A 21,381-nucleotide genomic window follows, 5' to 3' on the forward strand; every position below is an offset into this window, starting at 1 on the left:
CTGCGCGGCTGGGTATGGTGAAACAAAACACTTTAATCATTGCTTCGATCGCTATGCTTCCCTTATTTTTATTTGCCACTCCCCTTTTTTTCGTCCCGCATCGTCAATGGATTTAATATACTTGTAATGACGGGGAATCATCTCGCGCGGCTCCGGGTCTCTTTTATACTTCTTTTTAAACTCATCGTATGCTTCAAGGGCGTCCTCATGCGCATCAATGGATCGACCAAAAGCAGATTCGCTACCAACAGAGCACAAGGCCTTTTTAATCGCCTCAAGAAAATCCTTCCTACTGAACCCCCGCTGCCTTGTTTCATAAAATCTATATACTATGAACTCTCTCAATGAAAATAGCAGGGGTACAAGCTTCTCGATGGTAGTTCCTGAATATTCCTTCACAATGAAAGGAATGAGCTTAGTACCCTCAGTAGTGAAATAATCCATAAAGGCCCGTTTATCCTCCTCGTCCAACGTCTCGGCCACACATTGCCCTTCGGGCGCAAGCGCCTGGTCCTTCAAGTAATTTATCTTGCTGGTAATATCCTCCGTCGCACGTTGAAACGCCGGATGTAACTCACCGTACGCAATTTCGCTCTCAAGCCTTCTGCGAGCCTCTACAAGCTGAGTTATATCTTGTGATGCTTCTATGTGAGCCCGGCGCCGGCGTTCCATTTCCGAAAAATCAGCTGCTGCTTGCCTCTTGACCACCGAAAGAAATTTTTCCACATAATCCGCAAGCCCGTAAAGTGGATGATCGGCTCCGGCCAACTCCCTGAGCTCCTCGTCTTCGAAGTCAGGCTGATAGCCGTGATCTATCTCAAAATCTGGGATATCAAAATCAGATTGCGTAGAGTCTGACGCCCCATCTGGAACAGACATCCCGCGTAGACCTAGCATCTGGCACTCCTTGATCAAGCCTGTTATGCGATCAATTTTTTCACGCCACTCGTCTGTGTAGCGAGGTTCATGCATCGAGCTCTGCAAATGCTCTATAAATCCAACAATGTCGGTGATGGTCACACTTACATGGTCGGGATGACTCTCATCAATATTTAGGAAGGGTAGACCTGTCATATATTATCAAATTTTGACATCTCGCGGGCTTTAATCTCATTCACCATCCGGTGGTACGCGTCGAAGCTTTTACTATCGCGGTGCCCGGTCCATTGCCGGATTACGTGGTCAGAAACACCCATATAAATCAAGTTTGTCACGAAGGTTTTGCGGGCGCAGTGAGTTGAAAGAAGTTCGTGTTTGGGGTGTACTTCTTCGATTCTCTCGGAGCCGCGGAAATAGACAATAGTCTCCGGATCGTTGAACTTAGCCAATTTACCGAGCTCTTTGAGATACTCGTTCATTTTTTGATTGGTGATTACTGGCAAGGCTTTCCCGTCAGGAAACGGCACTTCCTTGTACTTGTCTAAAATGGCCCTGGAATACTTGTTCAGTTCAACACGTAACAGGTCCGAAGTTTTCTGAGTTACAAACTCTATACAGTCGCCCTTATCGTCGACTTTTTTCAGGTTATAAGCGTCGGAATAACGAAGCCCTGAGAAGCAGCAAAACACAAACACGTCCCGAACACGCTGCAAATATCCTTTTGACTCCTCGATTTCAAGCGTGTACAGATATTTTAGCTCGTCCAGGGAAAGGAATATCACCTTTTTAAGCGACCCGTCCGCCCCCTTGAGTTTCAGCTTGAAATCCAGTGCAGATTTGGTAACAGGATAATCGTTTTTGGCTGCCCATTTTAGAAACCACTTCACAAAATCTATATTCTTTGCTATCGTGGTATTCCGGTTCTTCCTAGTTACCCGAAGATAAGCAACGTATTCAGCTATACGCTCGGCGTCGAATTTCTCAAAACTAAGCGCCGGATCAAAACTGGTCAGATGTTTCTTTAGTATCGCGAACTTCTCGAATGTTTCAGGCCCCCAGTGATTCTCCCTCCCAACAGTCTTAACGAAATCATCGAAGGCGGTAAAGAACGTATCCGCTCTTTTGGCTCGATCATTCATAAGCCGACTAAATTCTTCCTTAAGCTCTATTAAAGTCGGATAAACCTCGTTCACTTCGGAGCTCTTAAAAAATGCGTGGATTCCATTTTCGAGCCTTGCCAACTTATCGTTGATGTCGCCATGGGTTTGGCCGTTCGCATGAATGGTGTTGCTTTTCACCCGTTGCTTCGCCGCGTCCCATTTCTTCTCATCCACACGGGCACCCGCAAAAAACATGACTCGTTTCCCGCCGAACGAAACCGACATTCTGATCGGCACGTTGGTAACAATTAGGGAGCCGTCCGCACTCTTCCTCTTTTCGAGGAAAAACGATATGCTCCTTTTAATCTCAAAAACCTGATTGCTCATTGTGTGTAATCCTTTTATCATACACACACAATTTGTAAATATTAAACAATATTACCTAATCCTAAATAGCCTAAAATTGTCATAATAACCTAAAAATAAAGCATATAGCAATATTAAAAAATCCTGCAAAATATATAGGTTTCAGTCTCTTCCTCTCTGCTGATAAGAGTAGCAAAAAGCAACAAAAGCCTGTAAATGAATCATTTACAGGCTTTTTCTTTTTCGTAGCTATGTCAAAATATTCAAATATTCGCAATATTTTGGTGAGCATTTGGTGAGCAAGACCTTGGCAAGAAATTTGCTCACCAGAATAGCTACAACAAGTTGAATCACAGCCTGTTCACGAGATGAACATCTTGATTTTCTGGCGGCATTGATAGTAGCTTTATTCACTTAAAACCTATCATTATGTTATCTAGAAACCTCACGACGCTATTTTACCTAAAAAAAAGAAGTGGATATGTTAAGGGTGTTCTGCCCATCTATCTGCGGATTACGGTTAATGGTGAGCGATTCGAAATTTCCACAAAGCGCGAGTGCGAGCCAGAAAAGTGGAATTCGGTATCAGGCCGCAAGAACGGGACACGTGAAGACGCCCGTATGTTGAATAGCTATCTAGACTCCATGCAGCTTAAAGTGTATGACATTCAAAAGCAGATGCTTGAGAACAATAACGAATTAACTGCTGAAAAGCTTCGCAACAGAATCAACGGCGTTTCAGACAAATCGAAAGATATACTCGAAATTTTCCAAGACCATAACGACAAATTAGCACTTATGGTCGGCAGTGACTATGCTCTCGGAACTCTCGGTCGGTACAAAACCTCATACGACCACACGAAGGCATTCATTGAATGGAAATATAAAACGTCTGAATTCGATATCAACCAACTTAACTACGAATTCATATCAGAGTACGCGTTCTGGTTAAAAAGTGAAAAGTGTCTCGGCCACAACACGGCGATGAAATACTTGACTAACTTCAAGAAAATCGTGATCATCTGTGTCAAAAAAGGTTGGCTAATGCGAGACCCATTCTCAAATTTTCAAATTTCGCTGAGGGAAGTCAATAGAGAAGCACTGACACCTGTTGAACTGCAAAACATCTCGAATAAAGATTTTGAAAACCAGCGACTAGAACACGTCAGGGACATTTTCATCTTCTGCTGCTATACCGGACTAGCCTATGCCGATGTTTTCAAGCTCAAACGTTCCGAAATCATTGATGGCGTCGATGGTGAGAAGTGGCTTTCAATAAAGAGACAAAAAACGGATACGCCATCTCGTATCCCCATCTTACCCATGGCTCAGATTGTCCTTGACAAATATGCCAGTTCCCCTGAGTGTGTCACAAAGGACAAGCTGCTTCCCGTACTATCGAACCAAAAAATGAATTCGTATCTGAAAGAAATTGGAGATGTCTGCCGAATCAACAAGGTCATCACGTTTCACCTGGCGCGACATACTTTTGCAACAACGATCACATTAACCAACGGGGTCCCCATCGAAAGTGTATCTAAGATGCTTGGACATAGGAATATCAAAACAACTCAACATTATGCCAAGATTGTAGACAAGAAGATTTCTGATGACATGGCCAGACTTAGAAAGGTACTTATCACGCAATAAGATTTTTCTCGTCCGCCACGCAGTGATGCAGAGATGGCTTAAACTCCGGAGAAAGGTGTCTCCGGAGTTCGCATTTCTTGCTAAGTGGAACATCAATATGACTGAGCATATATCCAACTATCAGACCCTTTTGAAGTCGATAAAGGCGAACCAGCAAATTGCTTTAGACTACATTAAATTGTCCATGTAAGCTTCCCCGCATTTGTAGGCTTCCCATTTTTAGAGGAGCTGTGATTTAGACTTGGTTGTTGATTGCAATGGTTAATTTTTCTTTTTTCATGGCACTTTCTTTCAGTTGTACGCGCTTTTGATTTGGTGTTAGTCCCTTCATTGATCTGTGCGGATGCTTATAATTGTAATTGTCAACCCATTTGTCTGATAAAATACGTAGCTGTTCCAGCGTTTTTATACTTTAATTATGTTAAATACAATTTTCAAGCTAGCAATTTTTGTACCCTTAAGCCTAATTCTACGACTCCTCTTTATCCGAGCAATCTCAAATACTCAAGGAAGTTCCTGGCTGTATAAACTCCGTAGTTGATTTTTATAAAAACCGGTTTTATCTTGCATAATCGCAGAAACGACGATAAGATAAGACCGGTTTGAGACTCGCTAACTGTTAATATTAAACAACAATGAAAATATTTTATAACACGAAGGTTAGAAATGTTTCTATTATATTGACGATAGTACATTTTATGGTGATGATTTTTACACCTGGTCTTAGGTGGAGCAATAATCCACAAGAATCCGGGTTTTGGCTAGCAGCTTTGAGCGCCATATTTTCCACGCTTGTAATAAACTGGATTTTGATTTTAGTCTTTACAAAGAAGATTAGTGAAAAGAATTCTTGAACGCAGCCTTTGCTTAATGTGTTCCACCATATATCACGAGTAATCCGGCATCTTTTCTATATCTCAGAATCCTAATAATTGCTTAGTTAACCTGAAGATACGCTCTCCTGTCCCATTTCTATAAGTTATCTATGTTAAATAGAAGTTACACTTTTTCCTTTAAATAACTTTGCAGCAACTTCCAGCTACTCTTCACGTGGGCGACCCACAATAATGTCAACGATTACCGACAGTAATCGAAAAACACTTGTGGTATAATCATGTCACCACCCCAAAGGTGACGATAAAATCCCGGCACTTTAACTGATCTTGAAAGGTTCTCATTCGTATTACATCTTATGGGAAATGACTGGATTGCCATCCAATCAACTATTTTATTTCCGGAAACATTCGTTAGCTCGAATTTAACCCAAGGATGAACTCTTGTATATGCACGATAACTTTCAAAGCGTACACTCATATGGATATTATCATCAGACGTTAAAACTAATGAACGATTTTTCATCGCCGCGGCATTACCAAAGGGATAGTCAAGCCAGGTCCATATTGTACGCTCAATCTCTTTTTGATTATTGCTCACCCAATTTGGGGAATGCGAAGCAACTGTAAGAATTTGATGTAATGGAAACAACTTATGCGATCGTGGTAACTTACTAATTGCGGGGCTAAAGAAGTCCGTATTGTGCCATTTTGTGTCCAAAAACCAGCCATCAAAGTTGCTTGGGCTCTGTAGCTGATAAAGATCTCTTGGTAAACCTCCCCCACCCTCATAATTCATTCCTCGGTAGTAATAACACTTTTCAAAGCTGAACGAATGGCCCCTACCAATTAAAGCGCCACTATAAGATTGCCTAGAAATCGTTGAAATCGAATAGCAATGTTTAAGCCGACAATCTCTGACAACACCGAACAAACCACCCAAGCTCGAAGCGCCATTTATCACTCCTTCTGAATATGAGTAAGAAACCAAACCCCCAAAAAGTATCCCCACAAGCCCGCCAAGCTCCTTATCTCCACTTATAGAAACATAGGAATAACATTCAGTTAAATTACCCTCGGCTCTTCCAGCAATCCCGCCAATCTCTTTGGCTCTTTCTCCTGCTTTTATTTCGGCCTGAACATGACAATTGAAAAAATTGGTTTTGAGAGCAGAACCTGTTATGCCGCCAATCTGAGACCCAGAAAGGTTACGATTCGTGTTTTCTTTTATTGTTCCTTCATAATAGCAGTTGGTGAATTGTCCCAAAGTGCTTTCACCCACTAAACCCCCAGTATCTGAACGGCCAGTCACAGTTCCCTCAACATGGACATCGTTGATCTGGCTACCTTGCATGGAAGCTGCTAAGACTCCGACTCTTCTACTCCCCTTAATGTTTGCCTCGGAAAATCGCAAGTGTTCAACTATCGCATTTGAACCGAGTTTTAGAAAAAGGCCACAAGGTAATTCAGTAAGCAATTCGAATCCCTTAATTGTGAATCCATCTCCATGGAGCACACCATTGAACGTCTTTGCAATTGTATGCTTGTCATTTGGATGCAAACTATTCCAATCTAAATTGTTCATAATCCTGAAGTGCGAATTCAAGTCCTCGTCTCTAATATCTATTAGTTGTTTCATAGTTGTAATACGAAACGCAGTCTGATATGTCTTTCCATCGATACCAGGGTCATTACTATTAGCGTATGGGTTCAGTGAACTTCGAAACCGTCCATTTACAATCTCGTCCTTATAAAAAACTCCGTTATGTTTTATTTCAGATGGCTGAAAAAGTGTTCTATATACGTTGAGACGCTGACCATCTAACACTCGATTTCTAAGCGTTCCCAATCTATCCGCACCATTGTCAAGTTTTCTGATGATGTCTAATAAAGCTATTTGCGGATCAATGCCTTTCAGCAGAGCAATAGTTGCCGTAACAAAAGGAGCAGACATGGAAGTACCACTTTTGTAGCCATAATTATAATTAGGCAAAGTTGAGTATATGTCATCTCCTGGTGCCGCTATGCGACACATTGAAGGGCTATAATTTGATGTATTAGAAAAATTGTCGAAACGGTCACTATTTGCGACCGCAATAACTTTGTTTAGTGTGGCAGGATAAACAGGATTCTGCATGATATCTAAACCATCATTACCAGCGGCAGCGACCAATGGTATGTCGGCATTTATAAGCTCTTCTACTGCATCTTTTAAGGTAATAGAATAATCGTATGATCCTAATGACATATTCACAACCTTTGCTCCCATTCTTTTAGCATATTTTAGCGCTTTAACGATCGCCAACGTCTCATGCTTAGAACCACCGGTCTTACACATCATTATTCGAGCATTTTGAGCCAGACCAGTGGCCCCCCCACCCTTCTGTTTGCGCGCTGATATGATCCCAGACACATGGGTTCCGTGCCCGTCGTCTTCGGGGCTAACATTTGCGCTATTATCTCGAAAATTCCAGGCGCTCACATCATCAATAAAACCGTTTAAATCGTCATCTTTTCCATTTGAAGGGATCTCGCCGTTATTGATCCATATGGCACCGTTAAATGCTTGATGATATAGGTTGATTCCTCCGTCCAGAACCGCTACTGTCACGTCGTTAAGTCTAGAACCTGAATACCTTAATGCACTTAACGTTTCCAACGCGTCAATGTCTGCATCAAATTTCCCGCTTACGCGATTTATCGATCCGTTAAATAGTGCCCATTCTTGGGCTTCGACTGAATACTGATATTGATTCGGCTGATTTCCTTGGTTAAACAATGAGTAATTGGGTTCCGCATATCTAAATAACCCCAAATTCATCAGCTGCTTAGCAAGCGTTTTCGATGAAACAATACCGGAACTGTCAAGGGCTAGAAGAAAGATCTTATCACTTAAGATACTATCCTTAATGATAAGCTTTCGTCCTAAGGTATTTAGTGAATCCAAAGAGGTAGTCAAATCGCGAATAGACTTTTGTTGCTGAAGCTGCACTATGAGTTCATTCGCCTCATAAGAGGACTGAATTGTCACGATCTTGCCAGTAGACCGCATAATATGTCTGACGAAATTCAGTGTTCGTTTTCCATTGGTGTAATCAACACTGCAGCCATCAAATGTGGATGAGAAATGCTGAATTTCACCCTCGGGCACATCTTTACAACTTATACATACTAGCAGAAGAAAGATTAAGAAGCGATCGGACAAATAGTAAAGGATGCACATGTGACTATTTCGAGGATAAAAGCGTTATGGAATTGTGACTTGATGACTAATTTCAAATAAACAAAAATTTCTGACAACTGTCCGCTGAGAAGTGCGTTCAAATCAAATCGATAGCTGTGTTGTATATCGGTCTACTAGCCCACATTTCGTACCACAGAACCTAACTCTACATGATTACAATGCATTGTAGTCCCCATCGCCCACAAAATATGATATTTGAAATGTTGGAGTAAAACATATGTAAGCTCTATTTTCATTTCAGGGTAACTAGGGTACTTAATCTTTTAATATCGTTAATTTCTGGCATAATTAGATTTCAATCTTCTCTTCAATCACTTTCAACCGTTGCAAAATCTCAGTAACCGCATTGGAAATATGCTGCACCTCCGAAACGCGCTCGGGCACATCCTTGGAAAAATAGCTGTGAAACTTCCAGATTTCCAGCACGTCTCCTGCGCTGACCTCGTAAGGCTTATATGCCCGGTTCAGTGATTCCAACAGCATTTTATTCCCTTCTGGTAAAACAGTGACCTTCTTAAATACAAAGTCCTGCTCGCCATCCAGGATCACGATGCACAGCGTGCCCGCCTTTAGGGCCGTCCAGTCCTCTACGTACCGGCAGATCACGTTGTCAGCTTCCCCTAAAAGTGATCGTTGAATAAATGGAGCTTTCCGATTATATTTTCATAAAAGGAGGGGAACATGAAAAAGAATCGATTCAGCGAGGCCCAGATCGTGGCCATTCTAAAGCAGCAGCAAAACGGGCAAACAGTTGTTCAGATTACCCGTGAGCATGGAATCAGCGAAGGTACTTTTTACAATTGGCGGCAACGATATGGTGGTATGGAGGTTTCAGAGTTGAAACGGATGAAGGATTTGGAAGAGGAAAACAGGCGGTTGAAAAAGATGTATGCGGAGTTGAGTTTGGAGCATGAAGTGGTAAAAGAGGCTTTGAAAAAAAAGTGGTAGGGCCTGCGCAGCGTCGTCAGCTTGCGCATTGGATTGTTAAAACAAAAGCTTTTAGCAAGCAGCGAGCTTGCCGATTAGCAGGATTAAGCCGACGGATGTTTGCTTATCAATCCAAGCGTCAACCCGATAATGAAGTTGAACAGGCCATTCAAGCTATTGCACACCGCCATCCTGGTTGGGGGTTTTGGAAGATTCGTTACAGACTGCGCCGACAAGGATATTCTTTCAATCATAAGCGGATTTGGCGTATTTATCGCTTATTAGGCTTGAATTTACCTAGGCGTAAGAAAAAGCGATTACCAGATCGGATTCGACAACCCTTGGCAAAGCCAACAGGGCTCAACCAAGTTTGGTCGCTTGACTTTATGTCTGACGTATTGAAAGATGGACGTCGTTTTCGTACCTTAAATGTATTGGATGATTACAATCGGCAAGCACTGGGGATAGATATTGACTTTTCCCTACCTGCAAAGCGGGTTGTCCGGCTTCTGGAACAGGCAATTGAAACACATGGCAAACCGAACTGCTTACGATGCGACAATGGACCTGAGTTTATCAGCATTGCGTTGACAGAATGGTGTGAATCAAATGAAATAGAACTGTGTTGGATACAGCCTGGCAAACAGACACAGAATGCGTACATCGAACGATTTAATGGCACTTTTCGTCGCGAGGTTCTTAATGCTTATTTATTCCGAAGTTTGCCACAAGTTCGAGAAGTGGTTGAACACTGGATTAACGACTACAATACTCAAAGACCACATCAAGCACTTGGCTTTTTAACACCAGATGAGTTTAAACAAACGGGATAGGCTCTATTCAACAATTGATCATCAAAGAGGGAATAACACAAGAAAATCTCCCTAAAGTTGTACCCCTACTCCTTTCGCACTTCAATACTTAACTTGAAAGTCAACATTCCCCCTTTGTTGTTCTTCAATCATGTCGATCGTTCGTGTTGTATTCCCCGTTTGGTAACTGATCTTTCGCGAGCAGTCAATACCCGGAAGCAGCTAAAACGGTCATTACACAGGTTAGCCGGTCTGGTTGGGTTAACTTGGTATATGGTTCTATCCATCGTTTGAACTTCATGTAGTAGAGTCGGCGACGCTTTCGCCGACCACTTTGCGTGACCTCAAATAAATACCTTGACCATCCATTTCTTTAATTAGTAATTTTGTGCTTGCCTCTTTTTGCAAACCACGCTTTCAGCAATTTTTGACTGGTTTCTTCACATATATAAATTTGATGCTTCAAGACACTTTGCACACAATCATATAGTTCGTCCGGAATCATATTTGTTGAAATAAACCCTAGGGCGCCTTGTCGGGAAAAGGAAATAATGGATTTGAGTACAACATGGTCGTAATAGATAATGATGGGAACGGCCGGATAAGCCTGGAAAATTTTTTCCTTGATATAAGCGCGGTTCATGACTGGCACTTTACGAAGTCCAAGAATTACCAGGTCCGGTTTGAAGTTACCAGTCAACTTGTCAAAAACCTGGCTTGAACTGGCAACCTGAATTTTAGACTGTTTTCCCAATGCTGTTTTCAATACAGCCAGAACGCCGATAAAGCTAAGCGAGAGGTCATGAACGATTAAAGCCTTGATCATTTTTCAAATTTGAATAGCGGGTTGATAGAGGGATAACCTACAAAGACACCTGCCCGCCAACCGGCCAAAATTGGCAAGCTGACGGGCAAGTGCATTTTTGCGTGCCTAGTTCACCTTTTATTTAATGTGAACCAACTTGTGGCTATAAAAGGATCCATCCACATGAGTAACAACCAATATATATGTTCCCTGTGGCAGGCTTTTCACATCGATCACCTCAGAGGTAATCCGGCCTGACTGGTATACATTCACACCAGCCAGATTGTTGATTTTGACCGATGCTACCTTTTTCCAGTCTGTCACTTTCAAGTTTACCTTGTCAGCTGCCGGATTAGGGAAGATGCTGGTTTCAAAAGCAACTTCAAAGCTCACCGAGCGGATACCGCTGTAAGTGAAAGTCAGGTCGCGGTCGATCATTTTCAGACGATAATAATTGTCTGAGCCCGCAGGGGTAAGATCTCTGAAGCTGTAATCAACAGTCGCTGCGCTTTCGCCCTGGGCATTGACCGTTCCGATCTTCTCCCATTTCTTGCCATTCAAACTGCGTTCCACTTCAAAACGGTCGCTATTGGATTCGGCAGTGGTCGTCCAGCTGAGCTGGGCTGCATGCTCAACCGCCTTGGCTTCAAAGCGCACCAAGGTAACCGGAAGCGGCTTGCCCCAACTGATCTTGTAGGTGGTAGGTGGCGATTGTACACCTGCCTGATCTTTATAGGCATATTCATAGGTGATATTGGTATAACCCAAGCCCGTGGCTTTGAATATCATCAGTGCAGGGTCATAGTTAGGGATCACCTGTCCTGTTTTGACCAGCACTCCGTTATACCATAGCTCACCACGGTCTGCCAAAGTGATGATTACCACCGTTTTGTCCTTGTTAGCCCCAGTCAAAATGCCATCCTCAGGGTCAGTGCCTGTCATCTGGGCGGGTGAGGAAGTACCCGCACCTGTGCTCACGAGCGTGCTGTTCAAAGGAATTTCTTGGTTTACGACAGGCTGGTCGATGATATAGATTTTGGGCTCGGCCAGAGGAGGCTGCTGGATACCGAAGTTCGCATCGGTAACATCCACGTTCCGTACCGTTACCGTGGTCAGGATACCATTTACACCTGCGTCGCTTCCCACGCCTGCACCCAGGTTTTCACCTGTGTTCATCCATCCTGCCGGAAGATTCGGAGTTGCCGATCCTGCCAGATTCTGGTGCAATGCGATGTTGTAGGTACCAGCAGCCGTCAACCCGAAGTCATAGCTCCCGTCGGCATTCACCGGAACCGTTTCCAGTACTGTTCCAATAGTATCCAAAAGCGACACATACAGGGTTGGTATCGGGGTCGGCACTGTCTTATTGACGGTCACATCTTTCAGCGCATTGGCATCATGAAAAACATTTCCCCTCAAAGCAACCGGTGGAAGGCATTCAGTGCCAGGGCGAACGGTTACCGGTACCGACAATGCCAGCTGGCATTGTGACTGTGTGTCGGTGATCACGACATTATAATTTTTGTTAGTGGATGTGGTCACCGTCGGAGTAGCCACGAATGCATTGGAAAGACCTGTGGAAGGACTCCATACATATTGGTAACTACCTGTCGAAATCACTGTCAACGGAAGCGCAGTAGCCACCCCGTCACAAACCGCAAGCGGCGTAGTGCTGGCCGAAATCGTGTTGGGTTTTACAACCACTACCACTTCTTTGAAGTTACTGCAGCCGGTTGTCAGGTTGGTCTGCGTCAGACGGTAAGTCTGAGTCTGCGCCGTTGTAACCGTTGTGGATGTACCTGTTGGATTACTTACTCCGATTGTTGGGCTCCATTGCCAGGTCGTATTGGGTGCCGGGGAGCCTACCAGGCTAAGTGTGGTACTGCCGCCAACGCAGATCGTTGTATTACCTGAGATGTTGAAAGCAGCAGGCGTGTTGACCGTCACGACGACTTGGTCGGTTCGAGGACAGCCGTTCAATGTTACCGTAACCGAATAGGTTGTCGTTACTGCCGGCTTCACGGTGGGCTGGGCCACGTTTGCCGCTCCGACGATGCCTGCACCGGTCCAGGCGTATGTGGCACCTGGTATAGCAGGGTTGCCAATCTGGGTAGCCTCACCGGAGCAGATAGCCGCGTCGCTGCCTGCTGACGCCGAGGTTGGGATCACATCCAGCTCATCAGTGAAACTACATCCGCTTGGTAATGTCACTACGACCGCGTAAGTGGTGTGCACGGTTACGTTGGCCGTCGGGTTAGCCGCAGTTGCGCTGCTTAGTCCCTGAGAAGGCGACCAAAGGTAGGTGGCTCCTGCGGGTGCTGCCGGGTTGCCGCCGGCACCAAAACCGATCGCTACCGGACCCGCTGCACAGGCATAAACATCCTTCAAAGCCACCTCAGGGATTTCATTGACTGTCACGGTGACCGCATCCATCATCGGGGCCGAACAGCCGGGGTAGCTTATCTGCAAATTATAAGTGGTAGTAGACGTAGGCGTGGCAACCGGATTGCTACAAGTCGTGCAGCTCAGCCCTGGACCAGTCCACAGATAAGAAGCGCCCGGTATAGGGTCTTTGCCAAGCTGTATTTCTTCCCCTTCACATATCGTTACCGAGCTGCCAGTGTATTCACCAGGGGTCAGATCGTTTTTAAGCGTCACCGAATCCATGGCCATACAACCCGAAGCAGGATCAGTTACCGTCAACCTGAAAACCTGGTTTCCGGTAGCCGAGAATTCAACTTGTGGCTGTGGCATAGTTGCATTGGTCCCATTGGTCCAGGCGGCACCAGAGGGTTGCCAGCTGTAAGTCCAGTTGGTATTTGCCGGTGCGGGAGCACCCAAGGTGACAGTTGCACCGTTACAGATCGCGCGGTCTATGCCCGCATCGGCTACAACCTGCGCAACTGTGACTTTAACCGTATCGATCATTTTGCAGCCAAACTGTGTGTCCTCAATCTCTACGATGTATTCCTGGTCTTCGGTCAGTGTAGCCATAGGGTTATTCACTGACGTGCTGCTCAAACCGGTAGAGGGTGTCCAGGTGTATTTAAAACCGCCACTTACAGGGCTGCCAATAGCAGTCGGGGTGTTGAAGCAAATGCTTTTATCATTGAGAACAATGGTCGGCTGGGTAGCACCGGCCGGATTCAGGTCAATAGATTCAGAGCACGTGAGCGAAGCATCGAACTTGTTGGTGATAGTCAAGGTAAGTGTAGCAGGACTGCTGGTCAATACATTAACTTCCTTGGCTGTCGGATTGTCGACCAGGTGGGCAGGAGACCATTGATAGTTCCATTCATCCGGATGGACGACGTTCTTTGGTGCCAGACGCAGCTGCTCGCCAGGGAACACCTTAGGGCATCCTTGGGATGAGATCGTCTCGATCTCCACATCGCAGCCATCTCCGCAGATATAAATATCTACATCCGAAAAGCAGGTGACGCCGTTAAGTGTTACCGAGCGGCGGAACTTAGTGGTACCTACATTGCTTTTCAGGTAAGCGTCTTCGCCCCCGTTGCGGGTGCTTAATATGACACCGTTACCGCTAACAATGCTCCATGTGTAAACTGCCTCAGGGCAGTTAGGGAAACCTTCATGGGTTACCCAGCGCGGTCCGCATTCGGTGTCGCCCGAATCGGCAGTTTCAGAGTTGATCACAGAAACTTTGACTTCGTCCACGAAAGCACAGCCACTCTTAACAGCTGTCACAGTGTAGTTGACTGAGCAAGGATCTATACCGGATGAACCGGCTGTGAATGTAGGTTTGGCAATGGCAGTATTGTTCAAAAACTGTCCTGGTGACCAGGTATAAGTATATGTGGCGTCGGTAGCAACCCCTAATACGGTATTTGAATTGACGCAAATGGTCTTATCGGGTCCACCAAAAGCCAATACGTTGCCTGGCGCAGTTACCGGGGTGATGGTTACGTCGTCCGTGGTCGTACAGGTAGTCCCATCTTTTTTAGTGGTCGTTACCGTCAAACGATATATTGTCACAGCTGCGGGATCAGCGATCGGTTGCGCGCAGGTAGTACAGCTTAGACTCGCAATGGGATCACCCGAAACACGTGTCCACGCATATTTGACAGACGGGCTTGCGACAGGCGCCGTTCCAATCTGTACGCCACCACTGCCCTGGCAGAATGATACGTTAGGACCTGCGTTGGCAACAGCAGGGACGATAGTCACCTGGTCTGTATCGATACAACCGGCCGCATCGGTTACTTTCAAGGTGTAGGTGGTCGCCTGGGTAACGGGTGTTGTCGTGTAATTAGCTGTACTGGCCACGAGCGTTCCGCCATTGGTGCTGCCCTGGTACCACTGATAAGTAAAGCTTCCTGAGCCTCCGGCCGCAGAACCGCTGAGAGCGACCGTGTTGGTGCCTGCTGCGCAGACAAACCACTGGGGGCCGTCGGCATTGGCAGATGGGGCCGTGTTGGTGCCGATCGTTACCGAAGCGACCGCAGAAGAATCCATCGTTTGAAACACGCCGCAGAACTTGGTTTCAGCCTTGATCAGACGTCTGTAAAAAAGGGATTCACTGGAAGCCAGCGGCTGCAGGTCTTTGAAGACTTCTCCCGGCATATCCTCCCAGGGCCCTGTGGCGCTGGTTGATTTCTGCCACTGATAACCGATGGTGGTATTGTAACCTGTAGGAGCTGTAATTCCCACCGCGCTACCCGTAATCACATTAGGTATTCCTAAGCTGCACGCCTGCTGTGTCAAAGGCGCGATTGTGCTTGAAGCCACGGCAAAATCAGGTGGTAAGGCGTTGCTGGTAAGCTTGAAAACATAGCCCCCCCAGTCGCCCGGAGTTGATGTAGTCGTCAAATTAAAAACACATGAGCTGGGATCAAAATCAACAGTCTGCTGGAAGTTGCCCGTTACGAGTACCTCCCCAGACACGTCTGCGGACAGATAATATGATAGATCTTCTCCAGCTCCACCAAAAGGCTTGGCCCATAGAACATCCCCCGCGGCATTCAGCCCGGCTGCAAACACATCTTTATCACCAGTGGCAGGCAAGGTAAACGAACCGAAGTTAGTGGCCGCTCCGTCATAATAACCAGTGGTGTACACATTGTTGTCCGGGCCAACTTTTAACTTATATACCCAGGTGCCGAGTTTCTTGGCCCACACCCTGGTGCCGCTGCTGTTTAGCTTGACCACTTTGTCCGTCCCTGTTCCAGCGGCGTACACATTTCCGTCGCTATCCACAGCAACTCCGCGGTATCTGCCCGGATCAGGAGCTGAATAGGACCACTGCGTCGTTCCGCTGGTATTGAGTTTGATTACAAACCCGCCGGCGCCCAGGGTCGCCATACCAGTGGTGTTTCCTGCTAAGGGCCCACCGATGTAAACATTTCCTGCGGCATCAACATCCACAGCGTCTACTGTATCAAAGCCAGTACTTCCGATTCTTCTGACCCATTGGAAAGCACCCGATGGGTTTAGTTTAGCAGCGAAGCCATCATTACCGCCAGCCGATGTCACGCTGAAAGTCGTACCCGGGCCAAAAGTCGATGTCCCCGAACCGATATAGCCAACAACAAACACGTTTCCGGCCGCATCTACATCGACATCGTAGCCAGATTCACTAGCACCACCACCCATACGCTGGGCCCATACGTAATTGCCATTGGTGTCCAGCTTTAAAATATAGCCGTCAGCACTACCTGCTGCCGAAGTCAGGTTATTAACCCCTGCGTTTGGATTGAAGTCTATTGTTTGACCAAATTCCCCAACTGCATAAATGTTACCCGCCGCATCGACTTTAATCGCATAAGCAGTCACAGAGCTTAGAGCAGCGCCAATTTGCTTTGCCCAGATAAAGTTGCCGTACTTGTCAAGCTTTACAAAGAATGCGCTTGCATTGAATATTCCTGCGGCTGATGGCGAAGTTAAATTGAACACGCCCGCCCCGGGGTTAAAATCTGCGGTCCCATTGAAATGCCCGCTCACATACACATTTCCGTTTGCATCCGTTCCGACACCGTAGGGGCGTACATCTGAGGTAGTATTGGCAGGTTGAAAAGCCTTAGCCCAATCCAGCCCCACATCCTGGGCTCTAACGCCAAAACCAGCCAGCATCAGCATGGCCAGCAGCATAGATTTTAAAAGTCTAATTGTTTTCATAAACCGTCGGGATTAGGTTAAAAATCAGTGAGTACGGCATCGTATAGCCTGCCTCCTCTAAGTGAATAGTGTTTTTTTTCATATTGGGATTTGTTTAAAAAAAATAACCGGTACTCTCATTTGGGGGATTCTGCATAGGCAACCAGGTTTAAATGGACAATGAGGTAGTGTGTGTATAGAAGGCCCCAGCGTGTGTGTAGTGTAAGGATCCGTGCAGAACCGGAAAGGACATAGCTATCCTGTTCTGCATTCCATGGCTAATGGAGCAGTTATGTGACTGATCTTCTTTGGTAGGTGTCGTCTAGTGCCGGATGGCGTCTATCCCTAGGGAAAAACCTAATCTATTTTCCATGGAAAGCAATTGAAACTGCCCTTAGGGGTAAGGGCCGGGAAAAAGCTGGTTAGGTAGTTGTTTTTCATAGCGTCGATATATGTGATCAAAGAGGTAACCATCTGGCAGGCCTGATGCTTACTGATGTAACCGCTAGTTTAAAATTGATGCCCGAACAAACCTACGCAGAGTTAAATGCAGAATTTATAGAGGTTTAAACTAATATTATAGAACTATCACTACAATTGTAGATGAATTCCATTAAGATAAAATACCTTTAATTGAACATTGAAAAAGCCTCTCAGAAGTGAAGAAAATATTGATTGTTGAAGACCATTTTATGGTAAGAATTAGCCTGAAAATCATGTTAAATGAGGTATATGGTCAGGCGGTCCCATTTGAGGCGGAGAATTTTGACGAAGTCTTACAGCTTATCGCGAGTCATCAGTTCGAATTGATTCTGCTCGACATTGATATTCCAGGCGGCAAAGGAACAGCCATGATCGCTCAGATAAGACAGCAACAACCAGAGGTTGTAATCCTGGTGTGTTCAGCAGCAGACGAAGAAAAATATGCCCTTGACTACATCGCCCAAGGCGCCAATGGATATTTATCCAAATCAGCTCCGAAAAACGAAGCGATGGCTGCCATAGCAACGGTTATGAAACGAAATAAATATGTTAGTCAGATCGTCCAGCAACAGCTGCTGGACGGCGTATCTAATGGCCGCAAAACCAATAGCCGCACACTCTTACTTAGGCAATTATCCTCGCGGGAAGATGAAATCATGAAACTGATGCTGGAGGGAAAATGGATCAAGGAAATTGCAGCGACCCTGGATCTGCGTGCCAACACGGTAAGTACCTATAAAGCCAGGATCTTCGAAAAGATGGGCGTGACCAACGTTTTCGAGTTGTTCAAAAAGGTGAATGCTGCCGAGAAGCCATAGACTTGTTCTGATCCCATATGGCCGGTGTTGGTTGTGGGAATCTAAGGGTAATCCGAGTTCCATGACGGCATTCCACAAGTAAATCGGCGCCGACAAGCGGAGCTAATTCCTTGACCATAACCAAGCCTATTCCGTGATAACTTTCCGGAATAGAATTGGATCCGGGTCTGGCAAACCAGTTCAGCAGTTCGGCGGGCATCCCTTTTCCTGAGTCTTCAATAATCAGATTTACGGCTTGATCCGCTAGTTGGGCGTATGCTTTGATCGTACCTTTATTAGTAAATTTATTAGCATTATCCACCAAATTATGGATGATGATATCCAATAATTGCGGACTCGTAAAAACAGTAACATCGTGCGGGATAGCGTTTACGAAAGTATTAGGACTATTTTTGATGGCTTTGCCATATAGCTGAAAATTCTTTTCTATCAGACCGAATAATGTTACATCTTCCTTTTTAATCTCCCGTTTGTAAACCTGGATTTTGACATATGCAAGCAGCTCTTCCAAAGAGCTTTTTATGTTATGCATGGCGTCTTCCACATTTTTCCCATAGACCAATGCGTGGTCATATTGCTGCTCTATAATCATTTTTCTCATTTCGCCGGCAACCACGATTGTGGATACAAGAGGTGTCCGGACATCATGTGCGATGGAGGCCATTAATCTGGACTGTAAATGCATTTGACTCAGCAATTCACTTTGTGATTCTTCGAGGCTATCCAAGGCTTCTTTCAAGGCCTTCGTACGATCGGAAACTTGACTTTCAAGTATAGCATTTCGCTTTTTAATAGATCTGAACCGGATTTGTACGACGGCAAATGCCAGCAACAGTGCTGCCAGGCCGCTTAGCAAATGAAACCACCAGGTTTCGTGCCACAGCGGCGGCACCATTATGGTTAAGGCTTTGTATTTATAATTGCCGGTTTTAAACCCATTTTTCTTCCGCACATGTAAAGTATAGTTTCCCTTGGTCAACAGTGATATATTGATTACGCCATCGCTATCTATATCCAGCCACTCTGATACCGACGGTGCCGCATTTCGCTTGGTTAATGCATAAGAAAAATTGACGTTATTGGGACTGCCAAAGTACGGCGTAGCAACATATAGCCTGAGTTGGATCTGATCCTGCCGGAAGGTGATCTTGTCTTCTGTAAAAAGAATTTTTTTTCCGTTGATTTCTGCACGGTCAATAACAATGGATTTGTCCGGAAGCTCTGCGGAGGTTTCCTCAGGTTTAAACCAGATAAGCCCATTCATCGACGGGAGCGACACATGTCCTGTGGGTAACCGGACTGCACAGGGTTGACAGCCACCGTTAAATTCATTTGATTTCAGCCCGTCTGCTTTCGAATAATAGTGATAATATAAATCTGCCGGCTTTATCGCATAGTTTAGCAGATCCTCTTTGAGAACTTGCAACAAACCTTTGTTGGTAGTAATCCAGAAAAAGCCCTTCCGGTCCTCGACGATACAATGTGCGCTGGACAAGTGCATTTGCTTGTCAAAAGGGAAATGAGTCAGCCGGTCATTAATCAACAGGAATAGTCCGTCTTTATAGGTGGTGATCCAAACTTTGTCATCGCCTTCCGAAATGTGTAAACTTCGGATATAGATATTTTCGAGCCCTTTAATGTAAAAGACTTTCCTGGTTTTTAGTGATACTTTATATAATCCCTTTTGTGTCGCAACCCACAGTATGTCAGTTGATTGTTGTTGTATGAATGAAATATTGAACAAGTGCCCAAAGAGAAACAGCCTGGGGGTCGGGGCAGGAGCATTTGGATCGACATAATACAGTCCTGCTGTCCTTGTCCCAATCCAGATTTTACCATCTTTTCCTTCGCAAAACGTACTTGCTTCGCCGGGTAACTGCCATTTCATTTCCGGCACTTTACCCGTTGCTTTAAAAAGATAGAGCACGCTGCGGTGTTTGCACCAGATCTTTCCGGTGCGGTCAACCAAAATGCTGGATTTGTCCCAAAACACGGTCTGGGTGATCTGTTCCAGCTGGCTTGTGGACACCTTACCACTTGTCGGATTGAGGCTAAATATGACGCCCTGAGCGGAAAGGATGCTGCTACTATTGAGCATAGCCTGGCTAGAATAAACATTGTCTGTCCCTTTGAAATTAGCTGTAAGTGCCTGAAACGGCTTCCTTTTCAGGATATACAATCCATTGACCGGACTACCTAAAAAAATCCTTTTTGTATTTGCATCATAGTATACGGCCTTGATTTTGTTAGCCTCAAAATCGAATCCGCCCAGGATCAGACGGGAAGTTAACCCGCCCTCAGCATTCTGATACAACGCGTAAAGGGAGTTGCCTAGCAAAATGAAAACCTGATTGGAGCAATTGTTCCAAAAAATCATGCATGATTTCTTCGCCGAGTATAAAGGATGGTTTAGAATATCTCCTGACAACGTAACCTGTTGTCCAAAAGTGGAGTCCTTACCGCTATACCGGATGAATACTCCGTTTTCCAGGTAATAGAGGTCGTTATCCAGCCGGAAAAAATTCCAAAAGCTCTTGTTGGGCAAAGAAGCGGATTTTACCTTCTTTTTTCGAATATAATAGTCAACATTTTTCTTGGTATAAATAAAATAGCGGTCCAGTCCGGTTGGTACCAGAAGAAAACGCCACGGGGCGATGTGGTCCACCGAAGGGCTGGGAAGTCCTTCGGTGACGTAGGGCATGTTTTTCCGGTCCGTAAAAGGTTGGGACAACAACTGCTTTTCATAGAAGCCCTCATCTATGATCGCCTGTCCGCGGGTTACATGGATGTAAGTTTTTTCGTTATTGATGGCAAAGAAGCCATTACTGGACGAAATTGGGTTTGGGTGAAAGGTATGAATACTTCTGTCCGTATAAGAACCACCAAAATTGTCGAAGACTGTAAAGTGCCTTCCGTCAAACCTGGCGAGCCCGCTTTCTGTGGCAAGCCAAATGTTACCTATGGAATCCGATACAATTGATTTGACGCTATTTTGAGGCAACCCGTTCTCATCTGTATAGTGTGTTATGTCGTATGACGCAAGAGAATCTGTATCTCTTTGTTTTGCCTTACAGAATGAGGTGCTGGGCAAAAGAAACATTACAAAAAAGAGCAAATGATAAAAATTCCTGTTCACCTCCAAAATTTCAGTGGATTAAGCATATCGGATATTTCTTGTAGCTCAAAATAGAAGCTATTTCCGGCCATAAACAAGCTATCGAAGTAATTTGTAGAACATTCCACTCATTACCGTGATGTTGTCAACGCTGGATGGATCCCGTGTTCGTTACTGTTGAGATTAATTGAAAATGTAGCGTGTTTATGAATCAGTCGGCGGTGATCCAGCGCAA

11 protein-coding genes are annotated in these 21,381 nt (G+C 45.2%); 3 read left to right on the plus strand and 8 right to left on the minus strand.

Going from position 1 to position 21,381, the window contains the following annotated elements; all coding sequences use genetic code 11:
* Positions 1-51 precede the first annotated feature (51 nt).
* A complete protein-coding gene (locus ACTJJJ_RS21150) occupies positions 52-1,074 on the minus strand; it encodes a hypothetical protein (RefSeq protein WP_440702958.1) in 1,023 nt (340 codons plus the stop codon).
* Complete coding sequence (locus ACTJJJ_RS21155) at positions 1,071-2,366, minus strand: phage integrase SAM-like domain-containing protein (protein WP_440702959.1); 1,296 nt, start codon at positions 2,364-2,366, stop codon at positions 1,071-1,073. Before ACTJJJ_RS21155 ends, ACTJJJ_RS21150 begins: the two co-directional genes overlap by 4 nt.
* A 408-nt stretch (positions 2,367-2,774) precedes the next feature.
* Between ACTJJJ_RS21155 and ACTJJJ_RS21160 the strand changes: the two genes are divergently transcribed.
* Entirely contained in the window at positions 2,775-3,995 is a 1,221-nt protein-coding gene (locus tag ACTJJJ_RS21160) for a site-specific integrase (RefSeq protein WP_440702960.1), read from the plus strand.
* Between the two features lie 235 nt (positions 3,996-4,230).
* On the opposite strand, the gene ACTJJJ_RS21165 is transcribed toward ACTJJJ_RS21160, so the two are convergent.
* The 3 genes from ACTJJJ_RS21165 to ACTJJJ_RS21175 all read right to left on the minus strand — a co-directional run bounded on the left by ACTJJJ_RS21165 (position 4,231) and on the right by ACTJJJ_RS21175 (position 8,678).
* On the minus strand, positions 4,231-4,404 hold the full coding sequence (locus tag ACTJJJ_RS21165) for an integrase core domain-containing protein (protein ID WP_440703474.1): 174 nt from the start codon (positions 4,402-4,404) through the stop codon (positions 4,231-4,233).
* A gap of 668 nt (positions 4,405-5,072) precedes the next feature.
* Entirely contained in the window at positions 5,073-7,979 is a 2,907-nt protein-coding gene (locus ACTJJJ_RS21170) for a S8 family serine peptidase (protein ID WP_440702961.1), read from the minus strand.
* A gap of 381 nt (positions 7,980-8,360) precedes the next feature.
* Entirely contained in the window at positions 8,361-8,678 is a 318-nt protein-coding gene (locus ACTJJJ_RS21175; protein ID WP_440702962.1) for a hypothetical protein, read from the minus strand.
* 75 nt (positions 8,679-8,753) lie between these two features.
* Between ACTJJJ_RS21175 and ACTJJJ_RS21180 the strand changes: the two genes are divergently transcribed.
* Positions 8,754-9,832, plus strand: a protein-coding gene (locus tag ACTJJJ_RS21180) for an IS3 family transposase (RefSeq protein WP_440702963.1) whose coding sequence is annotated in 2 segments (ribosomal slippage) — positions 8,754-9,000 and positions 9,000-9,832 — 1,080 coding nt in all. Because the reading frame shifts where the segments join, the coding sequence is not laid out codon by codon here.
* Positions 9,833-10,184: 352 nt separating this feature from the next.
* Here the strand turns inward: ACTJJJ_RS21180 and ACTJJJ_RS21185 are convergent.
* Positions 10,185-10,637 carry a hypothetical protein gene (locus tag ACTJJJ_RS21185; protein ID WP_440702964.1) on the minus strand — a complete coding sequence of 151 codons (453 nt, stop codon included), beginning with the start codon at positions 10,635-10,637 and terminating at the stop codon, positions 10,185-10,187.
* 117 nt (positions 10,638-10,754) lie between these two features.
* Complete coding sequence (locus tag ACTJJJ_RS21190; RefSeq protein ID WP_440702965.1) at positions 10,755-16,751, minus strand: SBBP repeat-containing protein; 5,997 nt, start codon at positions 16,749-16,751, stop codon at positions 10,755-10,757.
* Positions 16,752-17,389: 638 nt separating this feature from the next.
* Here ACTJJJ_RS21190 and ACTJJJ_RS21195 point away from each other — a divergent pair.
* Complete coding sequence (locus ACTJJJ_RS21195) at positions 17,390-18,031, plus strand: response regulator transcription factor (RefSeq protein WP_440702966.1); 642 nt, start codon at positions 17,390-17,392, stop codon at positions 18,029-18,031.
* Here ACTJJJ_RS21195 and ACTJJJ_RS21200 read toward each other — a convergent pair.
* The gene (locus ACTJJJ_RS21200; protein ID WP_440703475.1) at positions 18,000-21,167 is read right to left on the minus strand and encodes a two-component regulator propeller domain-containing protein; all 3,168 of its coding nucleotides are present in this window, start codon (positions 21,165-21,167) and stop codon (positions 18,000-18,002) included. The genes ACTJJJ_RS21195 and ACTJJJ_RS21200 overlap by 32 nt on opposite strands.
* Positions 21,168-21,381: the final 214 nt, after the last annotated feature.

The sequence above is a fragment of the Dyadobacter sp. 22481 genome (assembly GCF_052044875.1).
Taxonomy (GTDB): Bacteria; Bacteroidota; Bacteroidia; order Cytophagales; family Spirosomataceae; genus Dyadobacter; species Dyadobacter endophyticus.

What these genes read in the sequence shown, in the direction of transcription:
- ACTJJJ_RS21160 (WP_440702960.1), top strand. Translation starts at nt 2,775, where the DNA reads ATGTTATCTAGAAACCTCACGACGCTATTTTACCTAAAAAAAAGAAGT.
- ACTJJJ_RS21150 (WP_440702958.1), bottom strand. Translation starts at nt 1,074, where the DNA reads ATGACAGGTCTACCCTTCCTAAATATTGATGAGAGTCATCCCGACCAT.
- ACTJJJ_RS21155 (WP_440702959.1), bottom strand. Translation starts at nt 2,366, where the DNA reads ATGAGCAATCAGGTTTTTGAGATTAAAAGGAGCATATCGTTTTTCCTC.
- ACTJJJ_RS21190 (WP_440702965.1), bottom strand. Translation starts at nt 16,751, where the DNA reads ATGAAAACAATTAGACTTTTAAAATCTATGCTGCTGGCCATGCTGATG.
- ACTJJJ_RS21185 (WP_440702964.1), bottom strand. Translation starts at nt 10,637, where the DNA reads ATGATCAAGGCTTTAATCGTTCATGACCTCTCGCTTAGCTTTATCGGC.